The organism is Streptomyces lancefieldiae, from assembly GCF_031845825.1.
In the GTDB taxonomy this organism is placed as follows: domain Bacteria; phylum Actinomycetota; class Actinomycetes; order Streptomycetales; family Streptomycetaceae; genus Streptomyces; species Streptomyces lancefieldiae.
In genome coordinates, this window is record NZ_JAVRFH010000004.1 from 39,845 (window position 1) to 54,857 (window position 15,013).

Annotated in this window: 13 protein-coding genes; 2 read left to right on the forward strand and 11 right to left on the reverse strand. The window is 73.7% G+C overall.

Annotated elements, in window-relative coordinates; all coding sequences use genetic code 11:
• The 6 genes from RM812_RS05235 to pdhA form a co-directional block, all read right to left on the reverse strand.
• Nucleotides 1-1,098, reverse strand: a complete 1,098-nt coding sequence (locus RM812_RS05235; RefSeq protein ID WP_311571206.1) for a potassium channel family protein — start codon at nucleotides 1,096-1,098, stop codon at nucleotides 1-3.
• Nucleotides 1,095-2,486 carry a molybdopterin molybdotransferase MoeA gene (locus RM812_RS05240; protein WP_311571207.1) on the reverse strand — a complete coding sequence of 464 codons (1,392 nt, stop codon included), beginning with the start codon at nucleotides 2,484-2,486 and terminating at the stop codon, nucleotides 1,095-1,097. The genes RM812_RS05235 and RM812_RS05240 overlap by 4 nt, the downstream gene beginning before the upstream one ends.
• A complete protein-coding gene (locus tag RM812_RS05245; protein WP_311571208.1) occupies nucleotides 2,486-3,451 on the reverse strand; it encodes an NTP transferase domain-containing protein in 966 nt (321 codons plus the stop codon). The genes RM812_RS05240 and RM812_RS05245 overlap by 1 nt, the downstream gene beginning before the upstream one ends.
• A 79-nt stretch (nucleotides 3,452-3,530) precedes the next feature.
• On the reverse strand, nucleotides 3,531-4,976 hold the full coding sequence (locus RM812_RS05250; protein ID WP_311571209.1) for a dihydrolipoamide acetyltransferase family protein: 1,446 nt from the start codon (nucleotides 4,974-4,976) through the stop codon (nucleotides 3,531-3,533).
• Nucleotides 4,976-5,980: an alpha-ketoacid dehydrogenase subunit beta gene (locus RM812_RS05255; protein ID WP_311571210.1), complete on the reverse strand. Its 1,005-nt coding sequence runs from the start codon at nucleotides 5,978-5,980 to the stop codon at nucleotides 4,976-4,978. Before RM812_RS05255 ends, RM812_RS05250 begins: the two co-directional genes overlap by 1 nt.
• Nucleotides 5,977-7,125: a pyruvate dehydrogenase (acetyl-transferring) E1 component subunit alpha gene (gene pdhA, locus RM812_RS05260; protein ID WP_311571211.1), complete on the reverse strand. Its 1,149-nt coding sequence runs from the start codon at nucleotides 7,123-7,125 to the stop codon at nucleotides 5,977-5,979. The genes RM812_RS05255 and pdhA overlap by 4 nt, the downstream gene beginning before the upstream one ends.
• A gap of 189 nt (nucleotides 7,126-7,314) precedes the next feature.
• On the opposite strand from pdhA, the gene RM812_RS05265 reads away from it, so the two are divergent.
• Nucleotides 7,315-7,818, forward strand: a complete 504-nt coding sequence (locus tag RM812_RS05265) for an Lrp/AsnC family transcriptional regulator (RefSeq protein ID WP_394816424.1) — start codon at nucleotides 7,315-7,317, stop codon at nucleotides 7,816-7,818.
• 51 nt (nucleotides 7,819-7,869) lie between these two features.
• On the opposite strand, the gene RM812_RS05270 is transcribed toward RM812_RS05265, so the two are convergent.
• Both RM812_RS05270 and RM812_RS05275 read right to left on the reverse strand, forming a co-directional pair.
• Entirely contained in the window at nucleotides 7,870-8,472 is a 603-nt protein-coding gene (locus tag RM812_RS05270; protein ID WP_311571213.1) for a TetR/AcrR family transcriptional regulator, read from the reverse strand.
• Nucleotides 8,469-9,983 carry a 3-hydroxyacyl-CoA dehydrogenase gene (locus RM812_RS05275; protein WP_311571214.1) on the reverse strand — a complete coding sequence of 505 codons (1,515 nt, stop codon included), beginning with the start codon at nucleotides 9,981-9,983 and terminating at the stop codon, nucleotides 8,469-8,471. The genes RM812_RS05270 and RM812_RS05275 overlap by 4 nt, the downstream gene beginning before the upstream one ends.
• Nucleotides 9,984-10,141: 158 nt before the next feature.
• Here RM812_RS05275 and paaN point away from each other — a divergent pair, with 158 nt between their 5' ends.
• Nucleotides 10,142-11,833, forward strand: a complete 1,692-nt coding sequence (paaN, locus tag RM812_RS05280) for a phenylacetic acid degradation protein PaaN (protein WP_311571215.1) — start codon at nucleotides 10,142-10,144, stop codon at nucleotides 11,831-11,833.
• Here the strand turns inward: paaN and RM812_RS05285 are convergent.
• Genes RM812_RS05285 through RM812_RS05295 form a run of 3 tightly spaced genes read right to left on the reverse strand, consistent with a single transcriptional unit; the run spans nucleotide 11,830 to nucleotide 14,941 of the window.
• A complete protein-coding gene (locus RM812_RS05285) occupies nucleotides 11,830-12,690 on the reverse strand; it encodes a TrmH family RNA methyltransferase (RefSeq protein ID WP_311571216.1) in 861 nt (286 codons plus the stop codon). The two genes, paaN and RM812_RS05285, sit on opposite strands and share 4 nt — an antisense overlap.
• Complete coding sequence (locus tag RM812_RS05290; protein ID WP_311571217.1) at nucleotides 12,687-13,970, reverse strand: HTTM domain-containing protein; 1,284 nt, start codon at nucleotides 13,968-13,970, stop codon at nucleotides 12,687-12,689. The genes RM812_RS05285 and RM812_RS05290 overlap by 4 nt, the downstream gene beginning before the upstream one ends.
• Entirely contained in the window at nucleotides 13,967-14,941 is a 975-nt protein-coding gene (locus RM812_RS05295; protein ID WP_311571218.1) for a DUF5819 family protein, read from the reverse strand. Before RM812_RS05295 ends, RM812_RS05290 begins: the two co-directional genes overlap by 4 nt.
• Nucleotides 14,942-15,013: the final 72 nt, after the last annotated feature.

Genomic DNA, 15,013 nt, shown 5'->3' on the forward strand with positions numbered 1-15,013 from the left:
TCAGTCGCGGGGCAGCGGGCGGGCGTCGGGTGCCACGTGAGTGGCCGGCGTCGCCCGCACGATCGTGATCAGTCGGTCCGTCAGCTCCAGCCCGCCGACAGTCGGATCGTCGTAGCCGAGCACCCGGTGCCCGCGCACCACGCTCACCACCAGGTCGTCCGTCTCGCGCGGCGTCTTGCCCACCTCGGCCTTTATGACCGGCCGCTCGACGATGTCGAGGCCGCTGCCCTGGCTGATGAGGTCCTCCATGACCATGCCGGCGGCCGGGCTGAGCACGGACAGGCCGAGCAGACGGCCCGCGGCGCTGGCGCTGGTGATCACGGCGTCGGCGCCGGACTGCTTCAGCAGCGGCGCGTTCTCCTCCTCGCGGACCGCGACCACGATCTTCGCGCCGCGGTTGAGCTGCCGGGCCGTCAGCGTCACCAGCACGGCCGTGTCGTCGCGCTGGGTGGCGATGATGATCTGCTTCGCCCGGAACACCTCGGCCCGGTTCAGCACGTCACTGCGCGTCGCGTCACCCACCACCCCCGCGTAACCGTGGGCGGTCGCGGCCTCGATGGCCTTGCCACTGGGGTCGACCACGACCACCTGTTCCTTCCGCAGCCCGGTCGCGCAGACGGTCTGGACCGCCGAGCGCCCTTTCGTACCGAAGCCGACGACGACGGTGTGATCGCGCAAGGCGGACCTCCAGCGGTTCAGGCGCCACTCCTCCCGAGTGCGCTCGGTGAGGGCTTCCAGCGTGGTGCCGACCAGGATGATCAGGAACAGCACGCGCAGGGGCGTGATGACGAAGATGTTGGTCAGCCGGGCGGCGTCACTGACGGGCGTGATGTCGCCGTAGCCGGTGGTGGAGAGGGTGACGGTGGCGTAGTAGAAGGCGTCGAGGAGGTCGACGGAGCCGTCGGAGTTGTCGTTGTACCCGTCGTGGTCGGCATAGACGATGAAGGCGGTCGCCAGAAGGACCACCAGGGCCATCGAGAGCCGTTTGCCGACCTGACGGATCGGGTGTTCCACCAGCTTCCTCGGAAGTTTCACCCGATGGGTCACGAGGTGTTCGTCCGCCTGGCGGGCGATCGCGTCCTGGCCCGGAAGTTTCACGTGAAACACACTCCGATTCCGCCGGTGGCCCACGGCAGGTCGAGCAGTTCGGCCTCCTGGCCCGATCGTGCGCCGCCCGGTGGAACGACGGCCAGGGCGTCGGCCGCCGCGACCCCGCGCAGCATGGCCGGACCGTTGTAGTGCAGCGGTACGGCGGTGTCGCCGCGCAGGACCACGGGAACGAGCCGGGTGTCGTGCGGGTGCCCGTGCACCGCGTCCCGCAGCGGCATGGTGTACGGCTCCGGCGCCGGGCGGGCGGCGAGGGTGCGCAGCAGCGGCTCGGCGAGGGTGAGCAGGCCGGAGACGGCGGCGAGGGGATTGCCGGGCAGGCCGACGAGGTGCTGGTCGTCCTTGAGGCGGGCCAGCAGCATGGGGTGGCCCGGGCGTACCTGGACGCCGTCCACGAGGAGTTCGGCGCCGATGCGGTCCAGGATCGGGTGGACGTGGTCGACGGGGCCCGCGGCGGTGCCGCCGGTCGTCACGATCAGGTCGGCGTCACAGGAGGTGACGGCGCGGTGCAGGGCCTCGGCGTCGTCGCCGATCCGGCGGACCGCGCGGACCTCTGCGCCCAGGGCCCGCAGCCAGGGCGGCAGCATCGGGCCGAGCGCGTCCCGGATCAGGCCGTCGTGCGGGAGGCCCTCGGTGAGCAGTTCGTCGCCGAGGACGAGGACGTCGACGCGGGGGCGGGGGACCGCGGTGAGCGTGTCGTACCCGGCGGCTGCCGCGAGGCCCAGGACGGCCGGGGTGACGAGGGTGCCGACGGGCAGCAGTTGGTCGCCGCTGCGGCACTCCTGGCCGCGCGGGCGGATGTCCTGACCGTGGACGACGTCACGGGTGGGGTGCAGGCGGTCCTTGCCGTCGGTGCGACCGTGCTCGGTGCGCAGTACCGCGGTGGTGTCCAGGGGAATGCGGGCGCCGGTGGCGATGCGGGCGGCCTCGCCGTCGGTGAGGCGCGCGGGCTCCGCGTGTCCGGCCAGGACGCCCTTGTCGCGCACGGTCCAGGGGCCCGGCCCGGCGACGGCCCAGCCGTCCATCGCGGAGGTGTCGAAGGAGGGCAGGTCCGTGAGGGCGGGCAGCGGCACGGCCAGCGTGAGGCCGAGGGCCCTCTCGAGGGGGACGGAGACCGGGGGGCGGCGGGTGCCACGGACGGCGGACCGTGCGGCGCGCCCGGCGATCGCCCGTGCTTGTGGCCAGGGGGTGGCGCGGTGGTGGAGCTCCGCCGTCCGGGTCGGGGCGCCGCGGTCACCGTGGTGCGGGGCGGACACGGGCGCCGGCGCGTGCTCGTGGCGGCCGTGCGCAGGGCCGGGGTTCTCGTTCACGAGCGCGAGCGCCTCCTCGACGTCGAGGTCCTCCGCTTCCTCGCCGGCCCGGATGCCGGGGGAGGTCATCAGGCGTCCGGGCGGGTGTCGGGAGTGGCGTCGGGGGCCATGTCGGGCTTGCCCCTGGCGGGGGTCCCGGTCTCGGCGGCCTCCTCCGCCCAGCGCTGGGCGAGGGCGGCGGCCTTGCGGGCGGCCTCGGCGACGGCCTCGGGGCCTCCCCCGGCCCGCCCGGCCGCGTAGCCGACGAGGAAGGTGGTCAGGGGCGCCGCGGGCCTGGCCACACCGTGGGCGGCGTCACGGGCGAGGTCGAGCAGGAGGCCGGTGTCGACGTCGAGGTCGATGCCCAACTCGTCCTTGGCTGCGGAAATCCATTCATCCAACACGTGACCATGCTCCCTGATGCGTGCCCTAGCGGTGGCGATGTCGTCCCAGGTGTCGCAGTCGAAGGACGCGACGGCGTCGGTGACGCGAGTGAGCTGGAGGGCGCCGGTCAGTCGGCGCAGGGGCAGACCGGCGAGGCCGGCCCGGTCCTCGGTGAGCGTCGCCAGCCCGCGGCGGAGGGCGGATGCGCGGTACGCGGCGACGAGGGGCTGGTCGCGGCCGTCGGCGTCGCTGAGCAGCACGCCGTCGGCGTCGCTCGCGGCGAGGGCCGACAGCAGTGCGCCGACGGTCCGCCCGGCGAGGAACGGCAGGTCGGCCGAGAGCACGACGACGTGCTCCGCCGTGGTCTGCCTCAGTCCGGCGGCGAGGGCGGCGAGCGGTCCCCCGCCGGGCGGATCCTCCCGCGCCCAGGTCACCGTGCGTACGGTGGGCCGGTGGTCGGCGACGACGACGGTGGTCCGCGCTCCGGCGCAGGCGGCGAGCACCCGGTCCAGCAGCGCGCGCCCGCCCACGCGCACACCGGGCTTGTCCGCGCCGCCGAGCCGTCGGGCGGCCCCGCCGGCGAGCACGACGGCGTCGTACGCGGCGGGGGCCGCACCCGGCGCGGGGACGGTGCCGGCGCCGGGGTCACCGAGGGGCTCGTACGCGGTCACCCCCTGAGTATGCGTCCCTGCGCGATCACAGGGAACGCGGGGAGCCCACACGATCGGAGTGCGCGGGCGTGCACTCTCGTCACAGGGTGCGCAGCAGCACCGCCGGCTGTTCCACACAGTCCGCCACGTACCGCAGGAAACCGCCCGCCGTGCCGCCGTCGCACACCCGGTGGTCGAAGGTGAGCGACAGCTGGACGACCTGCCGCACCGCCAACTCGCCCTCGTGAACCCATGGTTTGGGGACGATGCGGCCGACGCCGAGCATGGCCGCCTCGGGGTGGTTGATGATCGGCGTGGAGCCGTCGACACCGAACACGCCGTAGTTGTTCAACGTGAAGGTGCCTCCGGTCAGTTCGCCGGGGGTCAGCCGTCCCGCCCGGGCGGCCTCGGTCAGCCGGGCGAACTGGGCGGTGAGCCCTTCGGCGTCCCGGGCGTGGGCGTCCCGGACGACTGGCACGACCAGTCCCCGGTCGGTCTGGGCGGCGAAACCGAGGTGGACCCGGTCGAGTTGGACGACCTCCCGGGCCTCGGTGTCGACCGTGGAGTTCAGCTCCGGGAAACGGGCCAGTGCGGCGGTGCAGATCCGGGCCAGCAGGGCGAGCAGCGAGATCCTGGGCCCGGCGGCGGCGTTCATGGCGGTGCGGGCCCGCATCAGCTCGGTCGCGTCGGCGTCCACCCAGCAGGTCGCGTCCGGGATCTCGCGCCGGCTCCGGGAGAGCTTGTCGGCGACGGCGCCGCGGACGCCCTTGAGGGGGGTGCGGAGACCGCCGGACGTCCGTCCCGCGGGCGCGGCCGGTGCCTGGGCCGCGACCGCCTGCGGTTCCGGCGCGGGGCCCGCCGTGCGAGCGCCCTGCGCGGCGGTGGCACGCAGGGCGTACTCCACGTCCGCCCGCAGGATCAGCCCGTCCGGGCCGGAGCCGGTCAGCTCGCGCAGGTCCAGGTCGTTCTGCCGGGCCAGCCTGCGCACCAGCGGGGAGATGACGGGGACGGGCCCGTCGGCCGCGTCGGCGTCGCGCGCCCGGCCGTTCGCCCACCCGGACGGCGCGGCGGCGGACGCCGACTGCGCCGGCCGCACCCTGCGCCGCCGCGCGGGCGCCTCGGAGGTGCCGTACCCGACCAGGACGTTGCCCGAACCCCCGGCCTTCGTCTCCCCGGCCTTCGTCTCCCCGGACTTGGTCTCCCCGGCCTTCGTCTCCTCGACCGGTGTGCTCCCGGCCGCCGCCCCGCCGGTGCCCGAGTCCCGCGCCGGGCGGTCGGCGGCGCTCTCGCCCACCGCCACCGTCAGCAGCGGGGCCCCGACGGGCAGCTCCGTGCCCTCCGCGCCGAAGCGCGCGGTGACCACGCCGCCGTACGGGCAGGGCACCTCGACCATCGCCTTGGCCGTCTCGACCTCGACGACCGGCTGGTCGACGGCGACCACGTCACCGACCTCGACCATCCAGCGCACGATCTCCGCCTCGGTGAGCCCTTCACCGAGGTCGGGGAGCTTGAACTCCAGGCTGCGCCCATCAGAAGCATGTGCCATCAGCTTTCGGCCTCCCACTGCAGGCGCCCCACGGCGTCCAGGATCCGGTCCACACCGGGCAGGTGGTGGCGCTCCAGCATCGGTGGCGGATACGGGACGTCGAACCCGGCCACACGCAACACCGGCGCCTCCAGGTGGTGGAAGCAGCGCTCCGTGACCCGGGCCGCGATCTCCCCGCCCGGGCCCCCGAAGGAACCCGACTCGTGGACGACCACCGCGCGCCCCGTCCGCCGCACCGAGGCGCACACCGTCTCGTCGTCGAACGGCACCAGGGAGCGCAGATCGACGACTTCGAGGTCCCAGCCCTCGGCCCGGGCCGCCTCGGCCGCCTCCATGCAGGCGACCAGCGACGGCCCGTACGTGATGAGTGTGGCGCTCCGGCCGGGGCGCCGCACCACCGCGCGGCCTGTCGGTTCAACGGGCGTGGGCTCCTCGGGGTTCCAGGTGTCCCTCGACCAGTACAGCCGCTTGGGTTCGAGGAAGACCACCGGGTCGTCGGAGGCGATGGCCTGGCGCAGCAGCCCGTAGGCGTCGGCGACGGTCGCGGGCGTGACGACATGGAGCCCCGGAGTCGCCATGTAGTACGCCTCGGACGAGTCGCTGTGGTGCTCGACGCCACCGATGCCGCCGCCGTAGGGGACACGGATCGTCAGGGGCAGGGGCATCCTCCCGCGCGTGCGGTTGCGCATCTTGGCGACATGGCTGACGACCTGCTCGAACGCCGGGTAGGCGAAGGCGTCGAACTGCATCTCCACGACCGGGCGCAGCCCGTACATCGCCATGCCGACGGCCGTGCCGAGGATGCCCGCCTCGGCGAGCGGGGTGTCCGTGCAGCGGTCCTCGCCGAACTCCTTGGCGAGTCCGTCGGTGACCCTGAAGACGCCGCCGAGGGTGCCCACGTCCTCGCCCATGACGTGCACGCTCGGGTCGGCGGCCATGGCGTCGCGCAGCGCGCGCGTGAGGGCCTGCGCCATGGTGGCCGGCTTGACGGCGACAGTGGTCATCGGTGCGTCCCTTCCACCCCGGCCGCGGCCTCCGCCTCCAGCTCCGCGCGCAGCTGGGCCCGCTGCTCGCGCAGCTGCGGCGTGGGCTCGGCGTAGACGTGGGCGAACAGGTCCATGGGGTCGAGCTCCGGATCCTGGTTCATGCGCGCGCGCAGGTCGGCGGCCATGGTCTCGGCGTCCTCGCGGGCGGCCCGGACGCCGTCCTCGTCGAGCAGGCCGCGCTCGGTCAGCTCCCGTTCCAGCAGGTCGATCGGATCGTGCCGGCGCCACGCCTCGACCTCGGCGTCGCCCCGGTAGCGGGTCGCGTCGTCGGCGTTGGTGTGGGCCTCGACGCGGTACGTCACCGCCTCCACCAGCGTGGGACCGCCGCCCGCGCGGGCGTGCCGTACGGCGTCGGTCAGGACCTCGTGCACGGCGGCGGCGTCGTTGCCGTCGACCAGGCGGCCGGGCATCCCGTAGCCGATGGCCTTGTGGGCCAGCGACGGGGCGGCGGTCTGCTTGGCGAGCGGGACGGAGATCGCGAAGCCGTTGTTCTGCACGAGGAAGACGACCGGCGCCCGCCAGACGGCGGCGAAGTTCAGCGCCTCGTGGAAGTCGCCCTCGCTGGTGCCGCCGTCGCCGACCATCGCCAGTGCGACCACGTCGTCGCCCTTGAGCCGGGCGGCGTGCGCGAGACCGACGGCGTGCGGCAACTGGGTGGCAAGCGGCGTGGACAGGGGGGCGACCCGGTGCTCGTAGGGGTCGTAACCGGTGTGCCAGTCGCCGCGCAGCAGGGTGAGCGCCTGCACGGGGTCTACTCCGCGGGCGACGACGGCGAGCGTGTCGCGGTAGCTGGGGAAGAGCCAGTCCCGCTCCTGAAGGGCCAGTGCGGCGGCGATCTCGCACGCCTCCTGGCCGGTGCTGGACGGGTAGACGGCCAGCCGTCCCTGCTTGGTCAGCGCCGTGGCCTGCGCGTTGTAGCGCCTGCCGTGCACCAGGCGGGTGTACAGCGTGCGCAGCAACTCGGGGTCGGCCTGCTCGGCTGCCTTGGTGCCGAGCACGCGGTACGGCTCCGCGTCGGGCAGCGGCGGCGCGGGGTCGGTACGGGGCTGCCAGGCGGGCGGCGGTGTGGGCCGGTACGCGCCCCGCTGCTCCATGACCGTCATGACGGCACCTCCTCGTGGGAGCGGCTTTGGGCTCGCCACGAGTGTGACGGGCCTCACCTACCGATTGTTCGGTCGTCGGCACATTTTGGCTACAGGCGGCCCCAGGCTGTGGACAAACGGTTCTCCACAGCCTGAGATGGACGCAGTACGTCCATGACGGGAAGGCGGGGGGACATGGCATCTGAACAAATGGCCGAACGCCCGGCGGAGGCCAGTGTCCCGGAGGAAGCCGGCGCCCCGCCGCCCCCGCGCCCGCTGGACGCCATCGACCAGGACATCCTGCGCATGCTCCAGGCGGACGGCCGTGCCTCGATACGGTCGGTCGCCGACCGGGTGCACGTCTCGCGTGCGAACGCCTACGCGCGTATCAACCGGCTCGTCGAGGACGGCGTCATCCGCGGCTTCGGCGCCCGCGTCGACCACGAGCGCGCCGGGCACGGCACGTCGGCGTACATCACCCTGAAGATCGTCCAGAACTCCTGGCGCACGGTCCGCGCGCAGCTCCGCCGGCTCCCCGGCGCCTCGCACATCGCCCTGGTGGGAGGCGACTTCGACGTCCTGCTCCTGGTGCACACCCCCGACAACCGGGCCCTGCGCGAACTGGTGCTCACCCGTCTCCAGGCCATCCCGGAGGTGCTGAGCACGCGCACCCTGCTGGTGTTCGAGACCGAGGACCTCGAACCGCAGAGCTGACCCGCAGGGCCGACCGCCGACCGGCCGACCACCGGCGGACCGTCGCGCGGCTCAGGAGGCCCGGCGCAGCCCCCCGAACACCAGCCGCGCCACCGCGTCGACCACTTCGCGCTCGCCCGCGCCGCCCCGGCCGTCGGGACCGTCGGGGCGATACCACTCGACGATCGAGTTGATCATGCCGAAGACCAGCCGGGTCGCGAGCCGCACCTCCACGTCCGTGCGCACGTCCCCCTCGGCCGCCGCGGCCTTCAGCAACTCGGCGACCCGGTGGTCGAACTCGCGCCGCCGCTCCAGCGCCCACCGCTCGGTGCCGGTGTTGCCCCGCACCCGCAGCAGCAGCGTCACGTAGGGCAGTTCGGCCATGAGCACCTCGACCATCCGCCGCACGACGTATTCCAGCCGTTCGGCGGCGGGCCCCACGCGCGCGTGCTCCTCGTCGAGGATCCCGAAGAGCTCGTCCAGGGCCCGGCTCACGGCCCGGCGCAGCAGCTCCTCCTTGCCGGTGACGTGGTGGTATATGGACGACTTGGAGATCCCGGCCGCCTTGGACAGGTGCTCCATGGACGTGCCGTCGTAGCCGCGCTCGATGAACACCTGCACGGCGACGGACAGCAGCGTCTCCGGGGTGTACGTGTCGCGCCTGGCGGTGGTCATGAGGGGGTGCCCTCCCCTGCGTCGGAGACGTGCGCATGGTGGTGGAGCGCGAGGGACGGTGCGTAGCGTCCCGTGGGTTCGCGCAGGTGCAGCTCGCCCAGCAGGTGGTACACCCGGTCGAGGCCCAGCGCGCGGCCCCACTCGAAGGGGCCGAGCGGGTAGTTCACACCGAGGCGCATCGCGGTGTCGATGTCGTCCTCGGAGGCCACGCCCCTGGCGGCCGCGTCGTACGCCAGGTCGACGATCCGCGCGACCGTACGCGCCACGATCATGCCGGGCACGTCACCGACGACGCTGACCTTCTTGCCGAGCGCCTGGAAGAGGCCGGTGGCCTCGGTGAGGGTGCGGGGCGAGGCGGTCACCGAGGGGGCGAGGGCGATGCGTGCGGCCCGCCGGTAGTCGAGGGCGAGGTCGAAGTGGACGACGTCACCGAGTTCGGCCGAGGTCTGGCCGCCGGTGAGCAGGAGCCGGCCGCCTCCGGGCAGCACGAGCGCCCCGTGGCCGTCGTCCTCCTCGCGGACCTCGATGCCCGCCTCGCGTATCAGCTCGACCAGTTCGGCGGCCGGGCCCAGGTCGCCCTCGACGACGACGTACGCGGGCCGGTCGGCCGGTTCGGCGGTGTGCGGCTCGGGGCGCTCGGCGTCACCCCGGTGGTCGTACCAGCCGTGCCCGCTCTTGCGGCCGAGCCGGCCGGACTCGACCAGGCGGCGCTGGGCGAGCGACGGCGTGAAACGCACGTCCTGGAAGAACGCCTGCCACACGGAGTGCGTGACGGCCTCGTTGACGTCCTGCCCGATGAGGTCGGTCAGCTCGAAGGCGCCCATCCGGAAGCCGCCCGACTCGCGCAGCACGGCGTCGATGGTGGCCGGGTCGGCGCCCCGCGCCTCGTACACCGCGAACGCCTCGGCGTAGAAGGGCCGGGCGACCCGGTTGACGACGAAGCCCGGGGTGTCGGCGCAGGCCACCGGGGTCTTGCCCCAGGCGCGGGCCGTCTCGTACGCGCGCGTCGCCGACGCCGGGTCGGTCGCGAACCCGGAGACCACCTCCACCAGCGGCAGCAGCGGCGCGGGGTTGAAGAAGTGCAGGCCGACGAAGCGGCCGGGGGCACGGAGCGCGCCGCCGATGGCGGTGACGGACAGGGAGGAGGTGTTCGTGGCGAGCAGGCAGGCGTCGCCGACGACGTCCTCCAGTGCGCGGAACAGCTCCTGCTTGACCTCCAGCCGCTCCAGGACCGCCTCGACGACCAGCGCGCTGTCGGCGAGGTCGGCGAGGGACTCGGCGGGTTCCAACCGGGCCCGGGCCGCGTCCCGTTCGGCGCCGGTGAGCCGTTCCTTCTCGACGAGCCGGTCGAGTCGGGCGCCGATCGCGTCGGCCGCTTCCCGGGCCCGCCCGGGGGCGGCGTCGTACAGGCGTACGGGGTGGCCCGCGACCAGCGCCACCTGGGCGATGCCCTGGCCCATGGTGCCGGTGCCGACGACGGCCACGGGGCTGCTGAGGTCGAGTGCTGTCATGTGCGCGATCCTCCCGCACGGGGTTGTCCACAGATGCGGCGGTCCCCCTTGTCCCGACCGATCGTTCGGTTACTCTAGCCGTGTCCGCCTGTTTCTGCCCAGGTTCCCCCCAGGTCACGACTCGACGGAGAGTTCGTGAGACGAGGAGTTGGTCCCCCATGGCCGCCGAACTCACCGCGCAGCAGCTGATCGCCCAGCACCGGCCGACCCTGGACCTCGCGCTGGAGACGATCCGCACGCGCGCGTACTGGTCCCCCCACCCCGAGCACCCCAAGGCCTACGGAGACAACGGCAGCCTGGACACGGCGGCGGGCAAGGCCGCCTTCGACGCCCTGCTCGGCACCCGCCTCGACCTCGGCCAGCCCGGCACCGACGACTGGGTCGGCGGCGAGGTCTCCCCGTACGGCGTCGAGCTGGGCGTGACCTATCCGCACGCTGACCTCGACGTGCTGCTGCCCGCCATGAAGGCCGGCCAGAAGGCGTGGCGGGACGCGGGCGCGGAGCTGCGCGCGATGGTCTGCCTGGAGATCCTGGGACGGATCGCCGACCGGACGATGGAGTTCGCCCAGGCGGTCATGCACACCTCCGGGCAGGCCTTCATGATGGCCTTCCAGGCGGGCGGCCCGCACGCACAGGACCGCGGCATGGAAGCGGTGGCGTACGCCTACGCGGAACAGGCCCGCACCCCCGACACGGCGGAGTGGACCAAGCCCCAGGGCAAGCGCGACCCACTGGCGCTGACCAAGCGGTTCACGCCCGTCCCGCGCGGCATCGGCCTCGTCATCGGCTGCAACACGTTCCCGACGTGGAACGGCTACCCGGGCCTGTTCGCCTCCCTCGCCACCGGCAACGCGGTCCTGGTCAAGCCCCACCCGCGCGCGGTGCTGCCGCTCGCGCTCACCGTGCAGGCGGCCCGGGGCGTCCTGGCCGAGGCCGGCTTCGACCCGAACCTGGTCGCGCTGGCCGCCGAGCGCCCCGGCGAGGGCATCGCCAAGACCCTGGCGACCCGCCCCGAGATCCGGATCATCGACTACACCGGGTCCACCGCCTTCGGCGACTGGCTGGAGGCGAACGCCCGCCAGGCCCAGGTCTTCACCGAGAAGGCCGGCGTCAACACGGTGCTCGTGGAATCGACCGACGACTACCAGGGCATGCTGGCCAACCTGGCCTTCTCCCTGTCCCTCTACAGCGGCCAGATGTGCACCACCCCGCAGAACCTGCTGATCCCCCGCGACGGCATCCGCACCGACCAGGGCGCCAAGTCCTACGACGAGGTGACCGCCGACCTGGCGCGCGCCGTCGACGGACTCCTCGGCGACGACGCGCGCGCCAACGCCCTGCTCGGCGCGATCGTCAACCCGGACGTCAAGGCCCGCCTGGAGGCCGCCGCAGGACTCGGCGAGGTCGCCCTGGCCTCCCGCGAGGTGACCAACCCGGACTTCCCGGACGCGGTCGTGCGCACACCGGTGATCGTCAAGCTGGACGGCGCCAAGCCCGACGACGAGGCCGCCTGGACCAGCGAGTGCTTCGGCCCCGTCTCCTTCGCCGTCGCCGTCGACTCCGCCGGCCACGCCATGGACCTGCTGCGCCGCAGCATCCGGGAGAAGGGCGCGATGACCGTCGGCGCGTACACGACCGACACGGAGGTCGAGCAGGCCGTGCAGGAGGTCTGCCTGGAGGAGGCGGCCCAGCTCTCCCTCAACCTCACCGGCGGGGTGTACGTCAACCAGACGGCCGCCTTCTCCGACTTCCACGGCTCCGGTGGCAACCCGGCGGCCAACGCCGCCCTGTGCGACGGGGCGTTCGTCGCCAACCGCTTCCGGGTCGTGGAGGTGCGCCGGCCGTCCTAGGCGACGTGGCCGACGCCCCCGGTGGCGCTCCAGTGGTACAGCGTCATGGCCACACTGGTCGCGAGGTTGTAGCTGGAGACCTGGGGGCGCATCGGCAGCGCCACCAGGTGGTCGGCCCGCGCGCGCAGCTCACGCGAGAGCCCACTGCGCTCCGAGCCGAACGCGAGCAGCGCGTCGTCCGGCAGCTCCAGAGCGCGGATGTCCTCGCCCTCCGGGTCCAGGGCGAACACCGGCCCCGGCGGCAGCTCCCCGACGTCCAGCCGCTCCACGGCGGTCGCGAAGTGCAGCCCCGCCCCACCACGCACCACCGTGGGATGCCACGGGTCCAGCGTGCCCGTGGTGACCACGCCGGTCGCCCCGAAGCCGGCGGCCAGCCGGATCACCGCGCCCGCGTTGCCGAGGTTGCGCGGCTGGTCGAGGACCACGACGGGCGTACGCCGGGGCGTCCGGGCCAGCGCCCTCAGGTTGGCCGTGCGTGAAGGCCGTACGGCCAGGGCGGCCACCGCGGTGGGATGCGGCCGCGCGACGAGGGACGCGTACGTCCCGTGCGGCACCTGGTCCAGCAGACCGTCCAGGACGCCCCGCACGTCCGGCGCCAGCTCGTCGGCGAGGGCCAGGGCGCCCGCGCGGTCACTGGTGACGGCCACCGGGACCTCGGCGCCGAAACGCAGCGCGTGCTTGAGGGCGTGGAAGCCGTCGAGCAGCACGCACGGGCCGACGTGCGCACGCCAGACGGCCAGGGCCGCGGCGGCCGTGGCCGCGGCGGCGGCCACGTCCGGTTCGCCGGTGCGGCCCGGGCCGGATACGCCGGGGCCGGGGCCGCCCGGGCCGGATGCGTCGGGGCCGAGGTCGGTCATGCCCTGAAGCCTACGTGCGTACGCGCGGAGTCCCCCTCGCCCTCCCCGTGGGCCTTGCCCGCCTTGCCCTCGGGGGCGCGGGGCCCGGGCACCGTCGCCGTACCGCCGCCGTCCCCACGACCGGTCCGCGGTCGCGCCGGCAGCCCGGCCGTCAGCCGGCCACGCGCGCGTGCCACCCGGTTCCCCAGGCGGCGCAGGAACGAGGTCGGCAGGAACACCGCGTCGGCGGCGATCATCGCCAGCGAGAAGAACGGCAGCCCGAGCGACACGGCGATCACCGCGTGCTCGGTCATCATGGCGGCCAGCAGCACGTTCTTGACCCGCCGGTTGAACAGCGTGAACGGGAACGCGACCTGCACGGCGACCGTGCCGTAGGTGATGAGCATGACCATCGTGCCGCTGGCGGTCAACGCCTCGGAGAGCGCGGGCCAGGGCGAGAAGTACTCCAGGTGCAGCGGGTAGTAGGCGGCGGTGCCGTCCTGCCAGCGCGAGCCCTGGATCTTGTACCAACCGGCGGTCGCGTAGATCAGACAGGCCTCGGCCATGATCACGACCAGCGCGCCGTTGTGCACGATGTTGGTGACCACGTCGAGCAGCAGGCGCGGCTCGCCGCTCCCGGCGACTCGCCCCACGACCCACCACACGCCCTGCGCGACCCACACCGACCACAGCAGCGCCGGGACGAACCAGTCGCCGTCCAGCCCGCCCGCCAGCGTCACCGTGAACAGCCCGAAGCCCAGCAGGCACCACAGCACCGGCCCGACCCGGTCCACGACACGCTCTCCACGCGCGCGTGCCTCGTCCGCACGCCGCGCCCGGCGCGCGTCCAGCGACCAGACCTGGCCGCAGCGTGTGAGGACCAGGTAGATGCTCATCAGGTGCAGGACGTTGTCGCCACCGTCCCCCATGAAGACGCTTCGGTTCTGCAGCGAGAGCACGCCGACCATGAAGAGCACGGACATGGTCCGGGTGCGCCACCCCAGCAGGAGCAGCACGCTGCTCAGGACGGCCAGCGCGTAGACGATCTCGAACCAGGCCCGCCCGTCCGACCACATCAGCACCGTGAAGGCGCCGTTGTCCGCGATCAGCTGCTCGGCGAGGTCGTGGCTCCAGGGTCCGTCAGGGCCGTACAGCTCGTGCCGGTGGGGCAGCTCGCGCAACAGGAAGAGCAGCCAGGTGGCGCTGAAGCCGATGCGGATCACAGCGGTCTGGTACGGGCCGAGCGCGGCGCCGGTGACGCGGGCGAGACCGCGGGAGACCGAGCGGGCGAGGCCGTTCACGCGGCACCCCCTTCCGACTCACGGGCGGACACCGGCCACCAGGGCAGCTCACGGTAGGTCGGCCGGTCGGAGACCTTCTCGCCGCTCCAGGAGGGCGGCTTCACGTTGGTGGTGCGGGACCGGTACTGGACGCGCTCGACGACACCACCCGGTCCGGCGGCCTCGTTCCGGTCCAGGCGCAGGACCGCGACACGCCGCAGATAGGTCTCGGCCAGCGTGCCCCGCAGGCCCACCGCGCGGTGGTCGGAGTCGTGGGTGGCGAGGAAGAAGTCCCAGGCCCGGCGGAGTTCGTTCTGCTGGGTGTGGCTCGGCAGCGGATTGCCGTCGATGGCCCGGCCGTCCTCGGCGGACAGGTCGTACCAGCCGGTCGTCCGGATCCCGCCGTCCGCCGTGCTCACCTCGGCGCGGACCTGGACGGAGATGTTCTGCTGGAGCGGATTGGGCGCGAAGAGCTTCCAGTTCTGTTCGAACTCCGGGAAGACCCACTCGCTCACCGCGTCGCCGTGCTGCTTGGTAAGGGTGTTCGACGGGGCCACGTGCAGGAACACCAGGCCTATGTGCGCGCAGACGGCGACCGCGACGACCATGAGGGCGGCCACGGCACCCACCTGATAGCGCGTCGAGAGCGCGGCGACACCGGTACGGGGCTCGGCGGACGCCCCACCGCTCGCCGTACGGGGCTCGGCGGACGCCCCACCGCTCGCCGTACGGGGCTCGGCGGTGGCCGTACGCCCGCCGGTGCCGCCCTCCGTACCCGGCCCGGCCCCCACCTCGACGGGGGCGTCGGCCTTCTCCGGAGCCCCCGGTCCAGCAGTGCCCTCCGCCCGAGACGACCGATCCCGCCGGTCCGGCGCGTCCGGCCCATCCGGCGCGCCCGGGCTCTCCGGCCCGTCCGGCGCATCCGGCGCGCCCGGGCCCTCCCGCCCGTCCCGCCCCTTCCAGGCGTCCGAGCCTGTGTCGTACGCGTCCATTCCGCCCCGTTCCGGTCACGCTCCGCCGTTCCGTCCGCCCCGCCCCGGGACGCGTGCGCACCACCCGTGCGG

Excerpts from the sequence above, each read along its gene's own strand:
- RM812_RS05295 (WP_311571218.1), bottom strand. The coding sequence starts at position 14,941 with ATGGACGCGTACGACACAGGCTCGGACGCCTGGAAGGGGCGGGACGGG.
- RM812_RS05275 (WP_311571214.1), bottom strand. The coding sequence starts at position 9,983 with ATGACAGCACTCGACCTCAGCAGCCCCGTGGCCGTCGTCGGCACCGGC.
- RM812_RS05265 (WP_394816424.1), top strand. The coding sequence starts at position 7,315 with ATGGCCGAACGCCCGGCGGAGGCCAGTGTCCCGGAGGAAGCCGGCGCC.
- RM812_RS05285 (WP_311571216.1), bottom strand. The coding sequence starts at position 12,690 with ATGACCGACCTCGGCCCCGACGCATCCGGCCCGGGCGGCCCCGGCCCC.
- paaN (WP_311571215.1), top strand. The coding sequence starts at position 10,142 with ATGGCCGCCGAACTCACCGCGCAGCAGCTGATCGCCCAGCACCGGCCG.
- RM812_RS05250 (WP_311571209.1), bottom strand. The coding sequence starts at position 4,976 with ATGGCACATGCTTCTGATGGGCGCAGCCTGGAGTTCAAGCTCCCCGAC.
- RM812_RS05270 (WP_311571213.1), bottom strand. The coding sequence starts at position 8,472 with ATGACCACCGCCAGGCGCGACACGTACACCCCGGAGACGCTGCTGTCC.
- RM812_RS05255 (WP_311571210.1), bottom strand. The coding sequence starts at position 5,980 with ATGACCACTGTCGCCGTCAAGCCGGCCACCATGGCGCAGGCCCTCACG.
- RM812_RS05240 (WP_311571207.1), bottom strand. The coding sequence starts at position 2,486 with ATGACCTCCCCCGGCATCCGGGCCGGCGAGGAAGCGGAGGACCTCGAC.
- pdhA (WP_311571211.1), bottom strand. The coding sequence starts at position 7,125 with ATGACGGTCATGGAGCAGCGGGGCGCGTACCGGCCCACACCGCCGCCC.